17 protein-coding genes and 1 pseudogene are annotated in these 19746 nt (G+C 68.8%); 10 read left to right on the plus strand and 8 right to left on the minus strand.

Features of this window, described 5'->3' with window-relative positions; translation table 11 throughout:
• The first annotated feature begins 72 nt into the window (after positions 1–72).
• Positions 73–1587: a DUF445 domain-containing protein gene (locus tag ACZ3X1_RS35305; RefSeq protein WP_467283465.1), complete on the plus strand. Its 1515-nt coding sequence runs from the start codon at positions 73–75 to the stop codon at positions 1585–1587.
• A gap of 8 nt (positions 1588–1595) precedes the next feature.
• Here the strand turns inward: ACZ3X1_RS35305 and ACZ3X1_RS35310 are convergent, their stop codons facing one another.
• Complete coding sequence (locus ACZ3X1_RS35310) at positions 1596–2594, minus strand: hypothetical protein (RefSeq protein WP_467283400.1); 999 nt, start codon at positions 2592–2594, stop codon at positions 1596–1598.
• A gap of 34 nt (positions 2595–2628) precedes the next feature.
• The gene (locus tag ACZ3X1_RS35315) at positions 2629–3165 is read right to left on the minus strand and encodes a GNAT family N-acetyltransferase (protein WP_356813905.1); all 537 of its coding nucleotides are present in this window, start codon (positions 3163–3165) and stop codon (positions 2629–2631) included.
• A gap of 186 nt (positions 3166–3351) precedes the next feature.
• Here ACZ3X1_RS35315 and ACZ3X1_RS35320 point away from each other — a divergent pair, with 186 nt between their 5' ends.
• From ACZ3X1_RS35320 to ACZ3X1_RS35345, 6 genes and pseudogenes are all read left to right on the plus strand, one after another.
• Positions 3352–3543: a hypothetical protein gene (locus ACZ3X1_RS35320; protein ID WP_356813904.1), complete on the plus strand. Its 192-nt coding sequence runs from the start codon at positions 3352–3354 to the stop codon at positions 3541–3543.
• A gap of 39 nt (positions 3544–3582) precedes the next feature.
• Positions 3583–3879 (plus strand): annotated as a pseudogene (locus tag ACZ3X1_RS35325) (hypothetical protein).
• 64 nt (positions 3880–3943) lie between these two features.
• Positions 3944–4405 (plus strand): very short patch repair endonuclease, encoded by a 462-nt coding sequence (locus ACZ3X1_RS35330; protein ID WP_467283403.1) that lies wholly within the window; start codon positions 3944–3946, stop codon positions 4403–4405.
• Positions 4406–4484: 79 nt separating this feature from the next.
• Complete coding sequence (locus tag ACZ3X1_RS35335; RefSeq protein WP_467283405.1) at positions 4485–6578, plus strand: helix-turn-helix domain-containing protein; 2094 nt, start codon at positions 4485–4487, stop codon at positions 6576–6578.
• A complete protein-coding gene (locus ACZ3X1_RS35340) occupies positions 6575–7558 on the plus strand; it encodes a hypothetical protein (protein WP_467283408.1) in 984 nt (327 codons plus the stop codon). Before ACZ3X1_RS35335 ends, ACZ3X1_RS35340 begins: the two co-directional genes overlap by 4 nt.
• Positions 7555–8505 (plus strand): DUF6339 family protein, encoded by a 951-nt coding sequence (locus ACZ3X1_RS35345; protein ID WP_467283412.1) that lies wholly within the window; start codon positions 7555–7557, stop codon positions 8503–8505. The genes ACZ3X1_RS35340 and ACZ3X1_RS35345 overlap by 4 nt, the downstream gene beginning before the upstream one ends.
• 9 nt (positions 8506–8514) lie before the next feature.
• On the opposite strand, the gene ACZ3X1_RS35350 is transcribed toward ACZ3X1_RS35345, so the two are convergent.
• The 6 genes from ACZ3X1_RS35350 to ACZ3X1_RS35375 all read right to left on the minus strand — a co-directional run bounded on the left by ACZ3X1_RS35350 (position 8515) and on the right by ACZ3X1_RS35375 (position 17495).
• Positions 8515–9792, minus strand: a complete 1278-nt coding sequence (locus tag ACZ3X1_RS35350) for a DNA cytosine methyltransferase (protein WP_467283414.1) — start codon at positions 9790–9792, stop codon at positions 8515–8517.
• A gap of 53 nt (positions 9793–9845) precedes the next feature.
• Positions 9846–10832 (minus strand): DNA cytosine methyltransferase, encoded by a 987-nt coding sequence (locus ACZ3X1_RS35355; protein WP_467283416.1) that lies wholly within the window; start codon positions 10830–10832, stop codon positions 9846–9848.
• Positions 10833–10913: 81 nt separating this feature from the next.
• Positions 10914–13871 (minus strand): Z1 domain-containing protein, encoded by a 2958-nt coding sequence (locus ACZ3X1_RS35360; protein WP_467283418.1) that lies wholly within the window; start codon positions 13869–13871, stop codon positions 10914–10916.
• Positions 13872–13887: 16 nt separating this feature from the next.
• Complete coding sequence (locus ACZ3X1_RS35365) at positions 13888–14868, minus strand: PD-(D/E)XK motif protein (RefSeq protein WP_467283420.1); 981 nt, start codon at positions 14866–14868, stop codon at positions 13888–13890.
• A complete protein-coding gene (locus ACZ3X1_RS35370; RefSeq protein ID WP_467283422.1) occupies positions 14861–16393 on the minus strand; it encodes an ATP-binding protein in 1533 nt (510 codons plus the stop codon). Before ACZ3X1_RS35370 ends, ACZ3X1_RS35365 begins: the two co-directional genes overlap by 8 nt.
• A 106-nt stretch (positions 16394–16499) precedes the next feature.
• On the minus strand, positions 16500–17495 hold the full coding sequence (locus tag ACZ3X1_RS35375; RefSeq protein WP_356813902.1) for an SEC-C domain-containing protein: 996 nt from the start codon (positions 17493–17495) through the stop codon (positions 16500–16502).
• Between the two features lie 68 nt (positions 17496–17563).
• Here ACZ3X1_RS35375 and ACZ3X1_RS35380 point away from each other — a divergent pair, with 68 nt between their 5' ends.
• The 3 genes from ACZ3X1_RS35380 (at position 17564) to ACZ3X1_RS35390 (ending at position 19623) form a co-directional block, all read left to right on the plus strand.
• A complete protein-coding gene (locus tag ACZ3X1_RS35380; protein ID WP_390077058.1) occupies positions 17564–18358 on the plus strand; it encodes a class E sortase in 795 nt (264 codons plus the stop codon).
• A gap of 94 nt (positions 18359–18452) precedes the next feature.
• Positions 18453–18800: a DUF6412 domain-containing protein gene (locus ACZ3X1_RS35385; RefSeq protein WP_467283427.1), complete on the plus strand. Its 348-nt coding sequence runs from the start codon at positions 18453–18455 to the stop codon at positions 18798–18800.
• 118 nt (positions 18801–18918) lie between these two features.
• A complete protein-coding gene (locus ACZ3X1_RS35390) occupies positions 18919–19623 on the plus strand; it encodes a YidC/Oxa1 family membrane protein insertase (protein ID WP_467283429.1) in 705 nt (234 codons plus the stop codon).
• The last annotated feature ends 123 nt before the right edge of the window (positions 19624–19746 follow it).

A 19746-nucleotide genomic window follows, 5' to 3' on the forward strand; every position in this document is an offset into this window, starting at 1 on the left:
CCCGCCCGCCCGCCCCGCCGAGGGAAGGGCACGCAGCCACACCCAGCCCCGCCGGCGATTGAGGCGCGGGGTCTGGGGCAGAGCCCCAGCACCACCGGCCGGAGCCCGCCCCCCGCCGCGGGAGCGGAACGGCGTGGCGGGAACTCCACCGGCCTCCCAAGAGTCGGATGCTATGCAGACAAAACCGGCGCCCCCGGGGGAAGGCAGGACCACGTGGACAACCGCAACCCAGCTGGCGGCACAGCTGGCGGCACAGCCGACCGCACGGCCGGAGGCACCGCCGCGCCGGCGGCACCACCCCCATCGCCCCCCGCCCGCGGAGCGTTCGTGTTCAACGCCGTCGACGAGGAGCGCCGCCGCGGCGTCCGACGGATGAAGACCATCGCGACCGGCCTGCTGCTCCTGGTGGCGCTGGTCTACGTACTGGCCACCTACGCCGAGCACGCCTGGGGCGCCGGCGCCTGGGCCGGCTACGTCGCCGCCGCCGCGGAGGCCGGCATGGTCGGCGCGCTCGCGGACTGGTTCGCCGTCACCGCCCTCTTCAAGCGGCCGCTCGGCCTGCCGATCCCGCACACGGCGATCATCCCGACCAAGAAGGACCAGTTCGGCGCCACTCTCGGCGAGTTCGTCGGCGAGAACTTCCTCTCCTCCGACGTGGTCCGTACCCGCCTTCACGCCCTCGGTATCGGCGGCCGCCTGGGCGCCTGGCTGGCCGAGCCCGCGCACGCCGACCGCGTCACGGCCGAACTGGCCACCGCCCTGCGCGGCGCGCTGACCGTCCTGCGCGACTCCGACGTGCAGGCCGTCGTCGGCGAGGCCATCACCCGGCGCGCCGAGTCCGCCGAGATCGCGCCGGGCCTGGGCAAGACCCTGCAGAAGATCGTCGCCGACGGCGGCCACCGCCGCGCCGTCGACCTCGTCTGCGCCAAGGCCCACGACTGGCTGATCACCCACGGGGACTCGATCACGGACGCCGTCCAGGGCGGCGCCCCCGGCTGGACCCCGCGGTTCGTGGACCGCAAGGTGGGCGAGCGCGTCTACAAGGAGCTGCTCCGCTTCGTCACGGAGATGCGGGACATGCCCGAGCATCCGGCGCGGGCGGCGGTGGACCGTTTCCTGCGGGACTTCGCGGCCGACCTCCAGTCGGACACGGCGACGCGCGCACGCGTGGAGCGCCTCAAGTCGGAGATCCTGGCCCGGGACGAGGTCCAGGACGTCATCGCCTCCGCCTGGTCCGCGATCCGCTCGATGATCATCTCGACGGCAGAGGACGAGCAGAGCGAGCTGCGCCTGCGGGTCCGCGCCTCGCTGATCTCGCTGGGCGCGCGCCTGGCCACCGACGGCCGCCTGCAGGCGAAGGTGGAGGGCTGGATCGAGGGCGCGGTCGTCTACGTCGTCACCACCTACCGCAGGGAGATCACCTCGCTGATCACCGACACGGTGGCGGCCTGGGACGCCGAGCACACCTCCCGCAAGATCGAGGCCCACATCGGCCGCGACCTGCAGTTCATCCGAATCAACGGCACGGTGGTCGGCGCCCTGGCCGGCCTACTGATCCACACGGTGTCGCGCGCCCTCGGCGCCTAGAGCCACCCCTACGGCGTCCCGGCGGATCTGGGGAGCGGCAGCTCCAGCTGGGCGTGGCCGCGGGCGGTGACGCGGGGTGGGGCGGGGCGGGCGGCGCCCAGGGCGAGGAGCGCGCGGAGCGCGGCGATCAGGCCGGCCGGTTCCTCTCGCAGGATCCCGGGCGTCGTACTGACCACCAGGACGCCGCGGGCCTCCATGCGCAGTCTCCGGCGCAGCGTGGCCTGCCAGGAGTCGCGCGTGTAGTGGTACTCGGCGGAGTCGATCTCCAGAGCGACGCCCTCCTCCGGCCAGTACGCGTCCGGGCTGGCGAGGAAGGCCCCGTCGGGTCCGTAGAGCCGGGCGTTCCACAGCGGAGCGGGCAGGTCCGTGGCCGTCAGGGTGTCGCGTGCGCGGCCCTCGGCGATCGACCGGACTCCGGCGACCAGCTCGGCGGCCGCCGTTCGGACGGCCGGGCGGTGCCGGACCCGGCCGGCGCGCAGTTCGGCGTGCAGGTCGTGCGGGTGGCACCAGCCGCCCTGGACGACGTTCGCGAGGACGGAGCGCACCAGGTCGGGGTCGTCCGTACGGGCCGCGAAGTCGGTGGCCGCCCGGACCGGTCGGGTGCTGGGCACCCCGGCGATGGTGATGGTCGCGGGCCAACGGGCGGTCGAGAGGGGCCGGACGCGGCCGGTGGCCGCCACCGACCGTGGAGCGCGGACGAGTACGTCCAGTGGTTCGGGTGGCGCGTCGCGGATGCCGAGGAGTGCGAGGGCCGCGCCGCCGGTGAGTGCGGCGGCGGTGCCGGAGAGCGGGTCCGCGGTGGGCGGGGCGGCGTAGAGGACGGTGGCGAGGGCCTGCTGCCGGGTGTCGGGTGGGCCGGTCTGCAGGAGGTACACCCGTGGGAGGAGCCGTTGCCAGGGTCCTCCCCGGCGGCTGCGGCCGCTGATGGTGGCGGCCGGGATGCCGGCCTGGCGGAGCTGGTGGTGGGTGGCCATGTTCAGCTGGCGCTGGGCGATACGAGTGATCATGCCCCCGGTATGCCCGGTGGCGGGCGGCCGACGCTCAGGCCGAAGGGTGGTTCGGGGCGAGGAAGACGACGACGCCGTTCTCCGTGCCGGGCAGCGGCTTGACCTCGTGCCAGCCGAGCCGGTGGTAGGTGGCCACGGTGTCGGTGGCCACGCGGGCGGTCAGCAGCCAGGCCCGGTCGTCGGGGGCGTCGGCGGTGATCTCCGCGAGCAGGGCGCGCCCGGTGCCGTGCCCGCGCGCGTGCGGGCGTACGGCGAGCTCGTCGATCTCCAGGGCGCCGACGAGGAGCTCCCGTACGCGCTGGCGGCCGAGCTGTGCGGTGACCTGTCCGTAGCCGCGGTCCGCGGGGAAGGTGCGGGGTGTCAGCCAGGCGGTGGCGAATCCGTCGACGCCGAGGGGCGACTGCGCGAAGGCGGTGCGGAAGCCGGCGCGCCGGCTGTCGGCCTGCAGTCGGACGGCGAACTGGCGAATGGTTTCTTCATCTTCGTTCCACGGCGGGGCGGAGAAGACCTCGCCGTAGGTGTCGGCGAGCTCGTCCGTCAGGTCGAGGACGGCCGGTCCGTAACAGATCACGTTTGCAGCTCCTTGGGCCGGCTTGGGTGGCTTGGGTCGGATCGCCCCTATCGAAGACCGAATCTACGCCCGTGACGTTCCCCGGAGGGGAGGTCCGCAGATCCGGAGGGTGTGCGACAAATCCGACTTCCGTACGGTGTCGTGGGCCACCCGTATCGACCCGCCCGGCCGGGCGTTGAGCCCGGCGTGCGCAACAACCTCGTGAGCAGAGCCCTGATGGGTCTGGCCGCCTGCGCGGTGGCGTTCTTCGTGATCCTGGGGGTCATGGCCGTGCTCCCGCGGGCCCTGCAGGACGCGCTCCCGGACAACGTCCTGGGCGGGGCCGCCGTCGTGCTGGCAGTGGCGGCCGCACGCCGCTTCGCCCGCCGGGCGCGTTAGCCTCGTCCGGTGACGTTCGAACGGCTGGAGGCCCGCACCATGGCGCAGTTCCCCACCTCGCTCGTAGCCGCGGGCGGTCTCGTCGGCGGATAGGCCGCCGCCCGCTGGACCGGGAAGCGGCCGCTCGGCGGTGTGGTCCTCGCGGCGGCGGGCGCCGTCGCGGCCCGCGAATGGCACCGCCGCACGTCGCCGACGACGACGGCCCTGCTGGGCGCGGCCTACGTCGCCGCCTTCGCGGGCTCCCACCCCCTGGCGAAGAAGATCGGCGCCTGGCCGGCGGTCTTCACGGCAGCCGCCGCAATGGCCGCCACCACCTACGCCACGGCCGACCGCTAGCCCGAGGCTCGCTCGCGCCGAGCAGCGCCTCCAGCGATCGATCCGGCCGGTTCACAATGGTGGCGTGGAGAAGTTGGTTACGACGACGACCGTGCGTGCTCGAATGAGTCGCCAGAAGAGGCGCGACACGGGCGTGGAGATCGCATTGCGCAAGGCGCTGCACGCCAAAGGAGCTCGATACCGGATCCATCGAAGGCCGGTGAAGGGCGTGAGGCGCGAGGCCGACATCGTGTTCGGGCCGACGCGTGTGGCGGTCTTCGTGGACGGCTGCTTCTGGCACGGCTGCCCGCTGCACGCCACGTGGCCGAGGAACAACGCCGAGTTCTGGCGAGCGAAGATCGAGGGCAACCAGCGTAGGGATCGCGACACGGATTGCCGTCTGGCCGAGGCGGGATGGTTCTCCGTGCGCGTCTGGGAGCACGAACAGGTGGACGAAGCGGCGGCGCGAGTGCTCGCCGTGGTCGCGAGCCGTCGGGCCGGCTTGCGGACCAAGTCCCGGATGCAGGGATCCGTCTCGGATATTTGACAACGGCCTACATGTCAAATGACTCCTGTTAAGGTGATCAAGACGTAGGCCTTGCGAGCCGAACAGCGGAGGGCGATGCATGGAGCACCCTGGCGAGGAATTCGGCCCTTGGCTTGCAAGGCAGTTGAACCGTATGGACATGTCCCAGTCGGACCTGGCTGTCCGACTGGGACTGACCCGTGCGGCGGTTTCCGCCTGGGTGAACGGACGAGCAGAACCTCGGGAGGAGACCAAAAGGGCGCTGGCGGAGGTGTTCGGCACCAACCCGGCCTTGGTCGACAGTCGTACCAGCGACGTGGCGTCCGCCCGTCCGTTGCGGTGGCACCATCGCAGGGCTCACGCCGACGGCGGGCGTGAGTACGGTAACGCCGCCGCCTTCGCCTTCGACGCGGACATGTCCGTGCTGGCCAGGGAGGCCACCCAGAACGCGCTTGACGAACGATGCGATGTCGCAGCGCCGGTTCGCATGCACTACACGCTGCACGAGTTGACGGGTGAACACCTCTCCTCGTTCCTAGCCGCACTCCAGTGGGACGAGTTGCGCCCTCACTACGATCGCGCGGCCTCGGCGGAGCAGAAGGTGTCGAGGAGTCTACGGGCGGCGTTGGACGAACTGGAGTCGAGGAACTCGCTGCTCCTCCTCCGGGTGGATGACTTCAACGCCAACGGGCTCACCGGGCCGGAGTACCAAGACGGTCGATTCGCCGCCGTCGTAAGGCGCCAGCTCGACAGTCACAAGCAGTCCGGAGGCCGTGCGGGTGGCTCGTACGGGCTGGGCAAGGCGACTCTGTGGGCAGCCAGCCGGTTCGGTCTCGTTCTCATCAACTCGACCCTCTCCGAGCCTCATGAGGGCAGGACCGAGCGACGCGTCATCGGACGGCTCGACCTGCCGTGGCGGCAGGTCGACGGAGAGGCCTTCGCGGGACCGGCCTGGTTCGGCGAGCCGGACACCGACCCGGCGCACAAGGACGTGTCGCGCTCCTGGTGGGCCGACGAAGAGGCGGTGCGCAGCCTGCACCTCGATCGGTGTACGAACGAGCCGGGCACGTCCTTCCTGGTGGTCGGCGCCCATGATGCGTCGGGGGACGCCGAGGAGTTGCGTGATCTCCACGACAAATTGGTGCGCTCACTGGCCGACGGGTTCTGGGCGGCGATGATCGGAGGCGTCGCTGCAGGCCCGTTGTTGGAGGCGCGCGTTTCCACCTTGCGCGACGGGCAGGTGATCGTCCCCGAAGAGCGGGTCGATCCGTATACCCGCCATCCTGCCCTGAGCCGCGCACTGCAAGCCCACCTCGACGGCCACACGGTCGACAGCCTCACCTCGGAGGATCAGGTGGCGCGTGCCGAGGTGCCGTTGATCGTGACGCCCCTGAAGGGGCATGGAAGGGCGCGGGACAAGGGTCGCGAGCACCTGGCGGTCCTCCTGCTCACTCCTGCCGCGGACGCGGACGAGCGGCACAGCCGGGTCGTGTGCATGCGGGGAAACCGTATGACCATCACGGAGCGCCGCCCCCGCGAACTGCCCTTGGGGACGATGCCGTTCCAGGCCGTGTTGCTGGCCGGCTACGCGACGGACCGGGACGGCGAGGACGTGGCCTTGGCAGAAGAGTTCCTGCGCGCCTCGGAACCGCCCGAGCACGACCGCTGGGACCGGACGGAGGAACTCACTTCGCTCTACGAGCGTGGTGCCGTCACTCGTCTGAAGGAGTTCCGCAGCGATGTCGACAACGCCGTGCGTGCTCTGGTGGGCAGGCGCGAGACAAAGCGCCCAGGCGGCCCTGCCGCGCTGCGCGAGCTCTTGACCTGGGACGCATTCAACGGCCCGACGCGGCGAACCCAGGCGTTCCCGACGGTACGCGGAGTGACGGCACATGTCGTGGAATCAGGCGCCTGGAGCGTGACCGTGGAGGTCAAGCTCCCTGTGACCGAAGACCCTTGGCGACTGACGCCAGTGGCGAAGTTCGACGTTCGGTCGGGCGGTCGTCCGGTGGTCGGATGGGCGGCGCTGGAAGCCGACGAGGACTGCCGAGTGGAAAACGGTGACCTCGTGGTTGAGGCCGGAGTGCGCAGGGCGTTGTTCCGAGGCGTTACGAATCCCGCCACCCACCCGGTGCGCAGTGGGTACGCGCGACTCGTGGTGGAGGTACAGAAGGCTCGCGGAGGTTCGTTGTGACGGCGGTGTTTCCCTATCCGACGATCTTCGGGGACGTGGAGCTGAGGATCCTGTCCGTCTCGGTGGACAACCGGGAACTGCCCTACGCGATGATCTCTGCCAAGGACCGGGCGGTTGCCCTCCACCAGGCCGGGCGGGGTGCCTGGGAGCGGGCACGGCTTCGACTCTCGGTGAGCTTTCCGGAGGCGGAGATCAGTGCGGGACCGTGGTCCGACGTGGTGTTTCTCGCCGTGCTATCGGAAAAGGCGACCAATGCCCGGACGACTGCGGTCCTGTCGCGGTCGGCGGACGGGACGATGCAGGGAACCATCGAGCTGGACAGTGTGGCGCACCTGCGTCGAGCCACGCTCGGAGTCTTGGTGGTGGCGACGGTGGAGGGCGTGGCAGGCCGGCTGGTGGGGTCCGCCACACAGGACTGGTACGTCGACCTGAAGGCTTCGACGCCTGCCCGGCAACGCCAGATCGAGATCGTCGAGGTGGACTTCAAGGAGGGGGAGCACGAGTGGCTTCGGCCCTACAAGGAGTCCGCCTGGATCGTCGAGACTACGGGTGACGTTCCGACCGTTTACCTCAACACCGGAGCCGTCGAGGGCTTGACGGCGGCGCTACGGGTTGCCGGTGGTAGCCCGGCAGAGCGGATGCTGCGGGACCTTGCGGCCACACAGATTGCCCAGGACGCGTGGACCGCGATGTTCCATACGGCTGTGAGCGATCTGGACATGGACGAGGACGGAACCCCGATGCTGCCGAATGGGTGGCGGGAGTCGGTCTTGCGGTCGATGCTCCCGGACGTGTTGCCGGGTCGTCAACCGAGCGATGCGCTCTACGAGATCGTGGAACGGCGCACGAAGGGCTACGGCTGGGCGGAGATCCAGACAGGCGTGCAGTTCGCAGCAGGGCGACGAAGCCGCGCGACGAGGAACCTGACCAATGCGGTGCGTTCCGTGCAGAACCTCGAAGGGGCCGGTGGTACGCAATGAACCATTCGGATGTACAGGAACTCCCGCCGTTCTTGGGAATGTTGACGGATGCGGCGGTGGCCGAGCACATCGGTCGAGCGGTGCAGACCGGGCAGGAGCGGCCGCCTCGGTTGGCGCTGCGGAGGGCGGCCGAAACCCTTGGCGCCGCTCAGCGTTGGCGGACAGAACCGGTGCGCGTGCTGGTGGACGAGGCGATGCGTCGTTTCGAGGATCGCCGCACTGCTGCCGACGCCTGGTTCGCACCTCGGCTGCACGCCACCTTGCGTATGACACGGGCGGAGGCCGCTGACGGGCGCCTGTGGAACTTCATCGCCATGGTGGTCGCCCCTGACTACGTCGTGTGGCGGCATCGGGGCTCGGACACGGACGGCGAGCCAGGCGCAGCGACGGCGGCCCGCTTCTGTGGCCCGCATTACACGCAGGCCTTCTCCCGGCTGTGGTGGGCCGCAGAGTTGTTCCGTGACGGACCCGACTACCGTCCGACCGAGACCGCCTGCCGGGTGCAGGACGTGTTGCAGACCACGATGCGCCTGGACGTGATCGATCACCGCCCGACGGCGCAGGCGATCCTGAGAGTTCTCGAACGGCGACTTGCGGCAGGTGTGTCCCGCCTGGGAGACCAGGCCAACGCGCTCTCGGCGGCTGTGAACGCGGCTGGCAGCACCTTGGTCTACGACGTGCTGGCGCCGGATCAACCGGCCGACACGGACGCGCTCCAGGACTGGATCGACGATGCGGAGGATGCTGCCGCAGCGCCCTGGGACCGCCTTCCGAAGGGCCCCCAGGACGGCGAAGTGAGCCGCGCCGCGATCGATGCCCTGATCCCGATTTTCGAGCAGCTTTTGGCCGAGGCGCCGATTCGAGACCGTTCGGCCCGCAAGGAGGGCGTCCCCGAGCCGCGACTGCCGGAGGGCGTGAGCTTGACCAAGTCGTCGGACCATCTCTGACGGGGTGGGTCAGTTGTGGCGCGCCAGGAAAGTGTGGATGGCCTCAGCTAGAGCCGTGCCCAGGCCCACGGGCACGGCGTTGCCGATCTGACGAGCGATTTCGATCTTGGTTCCATGCCACTTGAACGTCTCGGGGAACCCCTGGATGAGAGCGGCCTCGTAGTGGGTGATCGGTCGGTCCTCGGTCGGGTGCAGGTAGCGCCCCTTCTCGGGCTTGTAAAACTCCGTTCGGATGGTCACGGAAGGAGCGTTTTTCCGCATGCGGCCCATGACGTCGCCGGATCCGGAATTGTGCTTGTCCCAGCTCTCCGTGGAGAGATAGAACTCCTGCCCCTTCAGTCGGCCGTAGTCCTTTTCGGTGGACAGGCGAATCCGGCCTGCCCGGTCGAGACGATAGCTGACCCCGCGCAGGTTCTTCCGGTTTCCGTTCTCGGGAATGGCCATGTACCGCGCGCGGGACAGGTCCTCCGGGTTTCGCCCGAAATGGAGATCCGTCGTGAGGTAGTGCCCGGGAACATGGCTGGCGGAATGCCCGTCGTCACGGGGATCGGGCATGTGCTCCAGCACCGGAAGCTTGGCGGAGACCTCGAATACCTTCGAAACCGGAACCCAGCGCGGCAGACTCGGTTGGCCAGGAAGGGAGTCGAAAAGGACGTCTTGGGTACCGTTCGCCTCGTAACCGTTCTTGGCGTGCGTCGGTGCCGGGTGCCGCAGCGGCTCGGCGAAGTCCTTGTGGGTACAGATGACGATCACGCGCCGTCGTGCCTGTGGCACTCCGTAGTCGGCCGCGTTCATCATGGCGGGCACCACCGTGTAGTCGTGCAGCGGGTGCCCGGGGGTCTCGGAAGCCGAAAGGAGTTCCGCGTACTGCGCGGACTTCAGGAAGCGGTCGACGTTCTCGATTACGAAGACCTTGGGGTGGACCTTCGCCACCACCCGCACGTACTCCTGCCAGAGTTCGTTGCGTGGGTCCGTCGGATCCTCCTTGCCGAGTCCGGAGAAGCCCTGACAAGGGGGGCCACCCATGATCACGTCGACCTGGCCCTTGAAAGGAGTGGGATCGAAGTTCGCGATGTCTCCGGCGAAGACGTGCGAACCGCCGAAGTTGGCTGCATACGTCGCCGCTGCGGCCCGGTCGAACTCGACGGCGGCGATCGAGGCGAACGGGCTGGTCGTCCCCCCGAGGGTGTAGCGACTGAACCCGGAGGAAAAGCCCCCAGCCCCAGCGAACAGATCCATGACACGGATCTGCCCAGGTTGAGACGGCTGAGGCTGCTTTCTGGTCATGAGGGTCAAGTGTAGTCACCGAGTTGTAGACCCATCGCGCCCTTCCCCGGCTCTCAGGATCGCAGCGCGGCAGCGATGGCCGTGCCCAGGGCTCGTCCGACGGGCGGCGGCGAGGCATGGCCCACCTGTCGGTACATCGCAGTCTTGCGCCCCTCGATCCGCCACGACGGCGGGAACCCCTGGAGCAGGGCGGCCTGGGGCACGGTCAGCGGCATCATCCCCGCCCGACCGAGTTGCGGATCCCAGTGGAAGTTGGCGTCCGGTACAGCGTCCGCCACGGTCCCCCCGTCCACTCCCATGCGGGCCCAGGCGCGTTTGGACCCCGTCGGTCCGAGGTCCGCGCCACCGCGTTCCCATGAGCCGCCGACGAGAGTGGGAGCGGGTTGATCGGCCTGTTCCGCCCACTTGTGGGCCCCGGCCCAGCCACCGGCGGCCATCGATTCCAACAGCGCCTCGCCCACCGTGACGTGTACATCAACGCTCGGGGTCGGCTGGACGAAGGCCTCCAGTACGTCGTCCTTGAAAGCCACCAGAATTCCTTGACGGCGAGTTTGCGGGACACCGAAATCCGCCGCGTTCACGACGAACCAGGTGTGTCGATATCCAAGGTGTGCCAGTTCGTCGGCGACGTACGAGCGAATCGCCTCATAGTCCGACTTCGTGACCAGGTCGGGCACGTTTTCGACGAGAAGAGCCCTGGGCTGCACACCGTGGAGGAGCAACATCGTGGCCCGGAGCAGTTCGATTTCGGCCTCGCTGTCCCGGCGGGCCACGGTGGCCGTGGCCTTCACGCGCGGTAGGCCGGCCGACAGCAGGTCCACGTCGTAGCTCTCGGTGTGCTCGGAGGGGTCGAAGTCGAGCAGGTTCGTCTCGAGGACCTTCCACGTGGGGCGGTTGGCGCGCAGGGTTCGGCATGCGACGTCGCGGTTGTCGAGCAGGAGGACGGGGTCGAAACCGGACTGTTCGAGGCCCAAGGCCAGTCCACCGGCGCCCGAGCAGATGTCCAGGGATCGAAGCCGTCCCGTCGTGCCTGTGTTCATGCCGCCCCCGAGATCGCTGTTTGCGAGGAGGCGGTGAGGCGCGTCTGCCCGCTTCACCGCCTCCGTCGACCTACCCGGAGATCAACTCCTGTCGATCTCCGTGACGTCGATGATCGCATTGGGCTTGGAAGAGATCGTCGTGAATTGGACGACCTGGCCGTTGGCGCTGTGGGCGGAGGCCGGTGCCACGAAGGCGAACGCCATGACGAGTTTGTCCGAATCGATGCGGCCGGATGCGTCGATGGAGCCCTGATATGCCGTCTCCACGACCGGGTACAGAACGATCGCGCCGCGACGTTCGGCCACCAGCTCCTCCGTGGGCACGTCCCACGAGGTCTCCAGGGCACCGGCGATCCGGTGAGCCACTCCGCGGTGCTTCTTGTCACTGATTGCGCCGAAGAGGGGTCCCCGATCCGCGCGGCGGTCACGGGAGAACCACGAGTACTGCCGCCCCGTCGAGCCGAGGGAGATGGTCTTGCCAGCCGAGGCCGTGGCGTGCTGGGGGGCGAGCACGACCCAGTCGTCCACCTTGCCGGCCTCCGTGATCTCCGAGATGTACCGGAGGTGCGGAGGGAACTGCTCTGGCACCTCCCAGCGCAGTTTGCAGAGGGTGTCCAAGACGGCGACTGCCGGGAAAATACCCGCCAGCGAGTTGAAGCGGTGGACGACGCCCTTGTCCTGGAAGTGGTGTTCGTAGGTCCGGGCCTGTGCGCCGAGGGATTCGAGATACGGAAGCCACAGCTCGGTGTTGCGCCGGATCTCTTCGCCCTTCTGCGGGTACGCGGTGGGCTCTTCCCAGCGCCCCGCGGACCGCACGAGTTCCAGTCTCGCGTTGTACATTTTGTTCGGACTGGTCGGCTTCAGCCACGGCAGGTGCTGGGAGACCAACGGAGGGATCTGCGCGGGCGTGATCTGTGGCCGACCGTCCACCATCACGGAATACCGTTGCAGTTCCGCACGGAAGGCCTCCTCATCGAGGCAGATGGCCTGGAATGCGTCGTACAGGTCTACCTCGGTACGCCCCATGGTCTCCCTGCGGCCGAGGTAGAGGCGCACCAGATCGCGATACCCCTTGCGGAATCCGAACCATCGTCCCATCTGCATGAGCGTGGAGGCGTTTCCGGCCCGGCGGCGGAAGAAGGACACGGTCAGCCCCTCGACGGTGAAGCCGCGGGCCAGCTTCTGGCCTCCGATGAGGATCTTCCAAATCGGGCGCTTGTCGAAGTCTGCCTCGCCCGTTTCCAGGTCCTTGTCGCCGTTCACGACGATGATCGGCTGCTCGTCACCGCCGATACGCACGCTCGCCGGCCCGACGAATCGCATCAACTCGTCGTAGGAGGCGGGAACGGCCTGCCCGTCGGCCCGCACCTCCGACACCGGGGCGACGTCGTTCTCGAAGAGTTTGCGCAATCTCTCATGGCCGCGAGGACCGGAATATCCGGCGTTGTCCCACAGGGCCCGAACCCGGTCGTGCAGCTCTCGGTGGACTCCGGTGCGTACCGACTCGTGGACGAGCATCGTGTGGTGCTCAAAGTAGCCGTCGCCGAGCCCGCCTACCTCTTCCCGGTACAACTTCATGGCGGCCGTCAGCACGAACATGTCCATGGCCTGCCGGAGGCAGGTGTCATCCTCCGCGTCGTCGACGATGTCGCGGACATGAGCCATCTCATTGGAGTTGGCGACGGTGCGCTCGTGCTCCTCCACCTCGCCGTCCAGGTCGTGGAAGTCGCGTGCCCCCATGTATCCCTCCGGGCGGGGAAGGGATATGAGGAAGTCCTTCGGGAAGATGTCCTCGGTGTCGCTCGGGTCCACGAAGACGTTCGCGAAGGGTGTCGCCGTGTAGCCCACGTACTGGGCGCGGGGCAGCATGTTCAGCAGCTTCGAGATCTGCTCGTTGATCGCACTGCGCTGGACGTCCGGCTTCGACGTGTTGACCGAGGCCTCGTCCGATTCGTCGTCGATGATCAGGACAGGGATCTCTGCCAGTGGGGTCTTGATCTTCCCCAGGTCCTTGACGAGCTTGGCCAGTACCGTCTTGTTCTTCTTCACCACCATCAGGCGCGCCGACGAGCGGTGCAGATTCTCCCGGTCGTACAGCGGAAGCGCCGGTTCCCGCTTCTCGAATTCCAGAGCGGTGATGCCCTGCAGCAGACTCTTGTAGTCGTCGTCCCGTGTGGTCATGCGCACGATGTCGAACGCCCCCAGCGCGGAGGGGAGGTTTCCGAAGGACACGAACCTTCCGGCCGTCCAGGCCGGGTCGTCGGCGTAGTCTGATTCCATCTCGCCGGCCCCACGCAGGATGTTCTCCCGCCCGACGAGCTCCATGTCCAGGCGCCGCTGGGTCTGGGCGCGCAGCATGTTGAGTGTTCCCCCGAGAACGATTACCAGCCGATAGCCCGCGTCAACGGCCTTGGCCAGGACGCCCGTGAAATTCGCGGTCTTCCCGGACTGCACGTAGCCGACGACGAGCCCCTTGGACTGGTACACCGCAGAGTCGGTTGGGTCGGCCAGTCGCTCGACCACCTGGTCGGTTGCCACGTCCAACGCGGCCACGGCGTCGGCTGGCCACCCCTTGGCGGCGAGCAAGTTCCGGTAGGCGGGCCAGTAGTGCGGTCGGCTGAGTTGCGATTGAGGCGTATACCAGGGCTTGTGCTCCGGACTGATCACCACAGAGACCGTCGCCTTCGACACGGGAATCAACCCATCGAGCAGGGTGCGGGTGGTTTCCTCGAGCTTCAACAGATCGTGGATCGCGGCCCTGCGCTCGTTCGTGCGCGGAGGAGTGTCGGTCCAAATGGGCTGGTCGGCGTAGTCCCAGCGCGTGAGCTGCTTCCTCCAGAGCTCGACCAGCTGATGTGTCGAGCGGGCTCCCTTAAGTGCTGTCTGAAAGTCGGCTTCGTCGGCACACGGCGCGGCCTCCGGGACCATGTCCTCGGCCTGGTACGCCAGGGCACGAGCCAGGCTCTTCGGCCTGCTGCCGTCGAGATCGGAAAGCACGGCACTGTGCAACGCGAGCCGGAGAGTTTCGATGGTTGTCAATTGAGGTCCTCGTCGGTCACGGAAGACGGAAGTCGGTGAGGTCGACCGGCGGGCCGGGTGCCGAGCTCAAATGGGTTATGTCCATGCGGTAGTCGATTGACGAAACGTGCTCCCTGACGGAGAGGGGAATCATCGACTCGGTCAGTCTCGGCAGCTGCTTGGCTGGAACGAGCAAGGGTGCCGCGCGCAGAGCCCAGCGTTCGTCGTCCGGGTCGCTCTCGCTCCATCCACCCGCCGTCAAGGCGGTCTCCAGCTTCACCGACGCGATGCGGTCCGCGGCTCGGGCGTCCCGGATCACCGCGGTCACCGAATCACGCAGGGAGCGGCCGCCGAGGCCGCCACGCGTCAGCTGGAGAGAGGCGAACCACAAGGGGCGGCCGGAACTCTCCGTGAGCTGGTGTATTCCATGAATGGTGTGCCGTCGCTGTTCCGCGGCAGTGGTTTTCACCTCAAGATCGGACTCGGGCAGCCCGAAGTCGTGCTGTTCCGCCTTCGGCCCGGTCCATGCGTCGATCGCCTGCGCCCACCCGTGGGAGCGGGCAACGGCACGCAGCACCGCGAGTTCACCATGCAGCCCGATGCGACGCTCCACGCCGAGGCCGCGCGGCTGGTCGAGCAGCCGACCCCAGGCGTGCACCGTCTCCTCGAAAGCCTGCCCGAGGTCACGCTCGCCGGTGACGATCCGGTCGGCAACGGCAATGAGCAGGTCGTGGAAATCGCGCATCAACGCCACTTGTGTGGTGTGGATGCGTGCCATCCGCCTCCCTTCACGACGCACCTGGTCGATGGTCACCGCCGGCAGCGACGAGCGGGGTGGCTGCTGGTGGCGGTCGAGTTCCACCTGCAGCGAGATGTCCTGCCCGCCGTCGCCGATCTCGTACCAGACCGCGCGTTCCGATGCCGGTGCGGAGAGCAGATAGCTGGCGGCCTGACGTTCCCCGAGATAGTGCTCGACGGTCGACCAGGGGAGTTCCCGGCAGGCGCCGGCGTCAGTCATCGTCGCCCATGCGTTCCAGTTCCGTGCGTGCAGCAGACACGAGGATCGACTGCCACAATTGAAGGTTGTCCTTCTCCCTGCTCCCGCTGTATTCCTTCTCGAATACCTGATGGAGCAAGAGGTACATGAGGGATTTCAACGTGGGGGCGTCGTTGAGGCCACCGCGCCTTCCGCCGAGAATCGCCGACCGATAGTGGTGATTGAGAACGATGGTTCGGTTCTCTCTGTCGACATCGAAGAACAGGCTGTTGTCCAACGACTGCCACCGGATAGCGATGGGCTCCTCACCCGGCAACAGGGGCAGCTCGTCCTCGATCGCCTCTCGTACGGCGGGGTCGAACCCCTTGCCCGGCCCTATGACGGCCTTCCGGGTCGTTCCCGCCCGCTTGCGTGCCTCGCGGTACACCGACTCGGCATCGGTGACGTAGTCGAGGAAGCGCCGCCCCTCGGCATCTCGAGCCTCCTCCAGAGCGGAGACGAACTCGGGGGAGACTTCCACGCCCTCCTTCTTCACAGTCAGCCGGAACACGTCGCTTCCGTGCGGCGGAAGGTCGATGGCGATGCGGGAAAGCGAGAGGTGCTGATCCGGCTGGCGGAAGTTGTTCCAGCCGCCGGCCTGAACCAGACGGTTGTTTCGATAGAAATAGAAGCCCTGGCGGTCCAGGACGGAGCCGACCGCCTTGTAGCCGTCCAGGGTCGACTTCGCCGGCCAGACATGGGCGTCCAGGGATACGGGGAGGGTCGAAGCGAGGTCCACGGTGAAGCGCCGCGGATAGTCGGCGTGACCCGGAACCGGGTATCCGAACGGGTCGAGAGGCTCGACGCCGAAGTTCATGTACTCGGTCCCCGTGTTCACGTCCTCCACCGCGATCGTGATGTTGAAGTCGTCCCTGGCGAGGAACCTGTGCAGATACAGACCGAGCTGGAGACCTAGGCGGTTGATGGTCCGGTGCAGGTAGCGGTCGGTTTGGCCGCCTCCGCCGTTCCGGGGGAAATTTTTGACCCCGTCCCACCGGATGACGGTTCCCTGCCAGGTGATCGGCCGCTGGGCGTACCGGTCGATCAGGGTCTGGGCGTAGTCGGCGGCCACGATGTCGCACTGGTATCCGTTGACCGCCCGCTCCATCAGCCATCGCCGACCCACGGCCCTGGTCCTGCGCGTCTTGCTCACGACCGTCACCGCTGATGCATGGCTGAGCGATGCGGACTTCAACCCGGTGCCGAACATTCCCAGAGCCTCGGAGGCATAGTCGCGGCGACCCCCGACGGTCATGGCGACATCGAGTTCCTCCTCGGTCATCCCCTTCCCGTCGTCGATGACGAGGAGGCTGACGAGCCGGTCCTCGTCCCGCAGGAAGTGGATCACCACGTCGTGGGCCCCGGCGTCGATGGAATTGTCGACGAGGTCGGCGATGGCCACCTCGAACCCGTATCCCTGGCTGCTGAGAGCCTCCATGTACCGGGCGTCGGGAGGAAGGTGCTTGCTGCCAGTGGTGGGAACCTCGAACTGCCAGTCGTCGCTCATGGCCTGCCTAGGAGATCGTCGAATCGGGGACGAGCCTAATCCGCGACTGTCCCCTGTGGCAGGTCCGGGTGCGTATCTCCGGATCAGGGGCCGCTACCCCCGCCCGCTACCCTCCGTGGCATTCCGAGTACGGCTTGCCCGAGGTGCACCAGCAGGGGGAGGTGGGGGTGGGGGGCCAGGGGGTGGCCTTGCCGCGGGCCGCGAGGGTCGTGGCGTATTCGGCCAGGAGGCTGGGGGAGGCCGGGGAGGTCTTCTCGGAGGCCGCGAAGGCCTCGTACGAGGGGACGCTCGCCGTCACGATGCCGAGGTTGGTGGTGCCCGAGGCGGCGAGGGCGCGCAGGGAGGTCTCGATGTCGCGCAGGTGGGCCTCGTGCGACGCGTACTCCGAGCCGAGCGTCGGGTAGCTGGTCAGCAGCTCGGACAGTTCGCGCTGCGGCCAGTGGAGGACCGCCACCGGGAACGGGCGGGACAGGGCCGCGCGGCGGTCGCCCAGTTCGGCGCGCAGGCGGGCGATCTCGGCGCGCAGCTCGGCCGGGTCGTCGGAGCCCAGGGCCCAGATGCGCTTGGGGTCGTGGAGCTCGTCGAGCGGGATCGGGCCGATGTGGCGGGTGTCGGCGACCATGTCCCAGTCGTCGTGCGGGCGCCCGAGGAGGCGGCGTACCCGGTGGCGACCCGTCAGGAGGGCGGTGGTCGCCGGGGTGAGCGGGGTCGAATCCGCGATCAGGAGGGTGGCGGCCTGGGTGAAGCAGTCCTCGGAGGCTTCCAACTCGTCGTGCGCCTCAAGGGCTTCCGCGATGATCTCCCACGGGGCCGGGTCCTTGGGGGAGGCGGCGCGGATGCCCGAGATGAGGGCGCGGGCCTCGGGCTCGTGGCCGTACTCCCAGAGGTTCGCCGCCTGGAGGGCCTTGATCAGGTGGGGGTCGGAAGGTGAGGAGGAGAGGAGTCGGTCGTAGAGGGCGCTCGCCCGGTCCCGCTCGTCGGCCAGTTCGAGGTGGGCCGCGGCCTGGAGGAGCAAGGGCTCCTGGTCCTCGGGGTAGCGGGTCGCCGTGCGGATGAGGCGCTCGGCTTCGGCGATGTGCTCGGCAGGCGTGTCGGGGCGCATGGTTCACACCGTACTGCCGCTGGTCAGTTGACGGGGGAGGACTTAAGGTGCCGCCCGTGCGGGATCACATGCGTGTGGTGGTTCAGGGGCGGGGCCGGCGGGCGCGCCGGGCCGGTCTCGTGGGGGTCCTGTGGGCGACCGCCGAGTTGACCGTCACCGTGGGCGTGGTGGTGTTGTTACTGGTGGTGCACCAGGTGTGGTGGACCAACCGGCAGGCCGCGGCCGGGGCGCAGGAGCAGGTCCGGGCCCTGGAGCGGGCCTGGGAGGACGATCCCGACTCCGGCCCTCCCCCTTCCGAGGCGCCCCTTACTTCGCGTCCGGCTCCGTCTCCGTCCGCATCGGCCGCCTCCTCCTCTTCCGCTTCCTCGTCCCCCTCGCCTCCCGTGCCTGCGCCCCGGCCCGCCGGCGGGCCCTCGGCGGTGCGGGAGCGGGCGTACGCCGTGCTGCGCATTCCGCGACTCGGCCTGGTCGTGCCCGTCGCGCAGGGCATCGACAAGCGTGCGGTCCTCGACAAGGGCTACGTCGGGCAGTACCCCGGGAGCGCCGGGCCCGGCGCGCAGGGGAACTTCGCGCTGGCCGGGCACCGCAACACCCACGGCGAGCCGTTCCGGTACATCAACCGGCTGCGGGCGGGCGACGAGCTGATCGTCGACATGCGGGGGCGCCGGTACACGTACGTGGTGGGAAAGACCCTGCGCGAGACGACGGAGCGGGACACCGGGGTGATCGCGCCGGTGCCGCGCAGCCTGGTGCAGCCGGGCTACGGCTACAGCGAGCCGGGGGCGTACATCACGCTGACCACCTGCACGCCCGAGTACAGCTCGAAGTACCGGCTGGTGGTCTGGGGGACCCTCAGGTCCTGACCCGGCCCACGCCACCCACCGTTGTCGGAGGGCCCGGCTACCATCGATCGGGAACAGGGTTTCGAGAACGCCGAGCGGAGAGGGGGAGGTTCGTATGGCCAGGCCGCGCCGCGACGCCGTCCCGTTCGCCCGGATCGCCCGGGCCCTCTTCGTGCTGCTCCCGCTCCTGGTGCTGGTCGGGGGAGCCCTCGGCCTGTTCGCCGCGGAGGGCGGGCTGGGCGCCGTGGTGGTCGCCCTCGCCGCGACCGTCGCCGCCGTCTCCGTGGGCGCCGAGGCGCTGGCCGCCGCCGCACGGCTCGTACGGCCCGTGCCGCCGCACCGAATACGCACCGCGATCCGTGATCGCGAGCAGCGCACGGCGTTCCTGCCGCAGCGTGATCCCGATGCTTCGGGCCGGTCGCGGCCCAGGGCGCCCGGCCGTCTCGTCCCGACGGCCGCGTAGGGGCGCGCAGTACCTCTCGCCTTCTCCTGACTGATCACTGTTGTCGCCCCTCGCGGCTCGTCACGCCGAAATGCACACCTCTTTTCGACGTTCGACGAGACTGCCTCGGAGGGCCCACGTGTCCGTCTTCACCCACCTTGTTGCTGAGCTGGGCCGGCTTCTGGAGCCGACGCTGGCCGAGTCCGCGACCGCTGCCGCGATCGTGCTGTTCACCGTGCTCGTACGGCTCGCCCTGCACCCGCTGAGCAGAGCCGCCTTCCGCGGTGCGACCCCGGTGGCCGGCTGCCTGCCCCTGTTGCTGCAGCTGCCGGTGTTCTTCCTCATGTACCAGGCGTTGTCGTCGGGGGGCGAGCTGCTGAGCCACCGGCTGTTCGCCGCGCCGCTGGGGTCGCGGTGGACCGAGGCGCTCGGGGAGGGCGGCCCGTTCGGGGCGCAGGGGCTGGTGTTCCTCGCGCTGTTCGGGGCGATCGCGATGGTGGCCGCATGGAGTGCCGTACGCGGGCGCCGGTCGGCTGCGGTGGCCGCGCGGACGGCCGCGGCTGCCGCTGCCTCCGCCCCGAAGAAGAAGCCCGCCGGGGGTGCGGCGCTGCCCGAGCTGAGCGCCGAGCAGCAGGAGGCCATGCGCAAGCTGGGCGGCGTACTGCCCCTGCTGTCCTTCGGCACGCTGATCACTGCCACCGTGGTGCCGCTGGCAGCCGGGCTCTACCTGCTCACCACCACCGCCTGGTCGGTGGCGGAGCGCGCATGGCTCGAGCACCGCAAGGCGCGCGCCGCCGAACGCGCTGCCGAGGCCGTCGCGCAGCCCCGCCCAGCCCGCCGCTGAGCCCGCCGCCGAGTCCGTCGCCGAGTCAGCCGCCCAGCCCGCCGCCGAGTCCGTCGCTTGGCGGCGGGCCGACGGAGCAGTGCGTTCCACCCTGTGAACAGGGTCTTGCGGATTGGGTGGGCA

It is taken from the genome of Streptomyces sp. NPDC023541, assembly GCF_055559995.1.

Coding starts and splice junctions, on each gene's coding strand:
- ACZ3X1_RS35310 (WP_467283400.1), bottom strand. CDS start 2,594: ATGATCACTCGTATCGCCCAGCGCCAGCTGAACATGGCCACCCACCAC.
- ACZ3X1_RS35355 (WP_467283416.1), bottom strand. CDS start 10,832: ATGAACACAGGCACGACGGGACGGCTTCGATCCCTGGACATCTGCTCG.
- ACZ3X1_RS35385 (WP_467283427.1), top strand. CDS start 18,453: ATGGCCAGGCCGCGCCGCGACGCCGTCCCGTTCGCCCGGATCGCCCGG.
- ACZ3X1_RS35375 (WP_356813902.1), bottom strand. CDS start 17,495: ATGCGCCCCGACACGCCTGCCGAGCACATCGCCGAAGCCGAGCGCCTC.
- ACZ3X1_RS35365 (WP_467283420.1), bottom strand. CDS start 14,868: ATGACTGACGCCGGCGCCTGCCGGGAACTCCCCTGGTCGACCGTCGAG.
- ACZ3X1_RS35345 (WP_467283412.1), top strand. CDS start 7,555: ATGAACCATTCGGATGTACAGGAACTCCCGCCGTTCTTGGGAATGTTG.
- ACZ3X1_RS35335 (WP_467283405.1), top strand. CDS start 4,485: ATGGAGCACCCTGGCGAGGAATTCGGCCCTTGGCTTGCAAGGCAGTTG.
- ACZ3X1_RS35350 (WP_467283414.1), bottom strand. CDS start 9,792: ATGACCAGAAAGCAGCCTCAGCCGTCTCAACCTGGGCAGATCCGTGTC.
- ACZ3X1_RS35380 (WP_390077058.1), top strand. CDS start 17,564: ATGCGTGTGGTGGTTCAGGGGCGGGGCCGGCGGGCGCGCCGGGCCGGT.
- ACZ3X1_RS35370 (WP_467283422.1), bottom strand. CDS start 16,393: ATGAGCGACGACTGGCAGTTCGAGGTTCCCACCACTGGCAGCAAGCAC.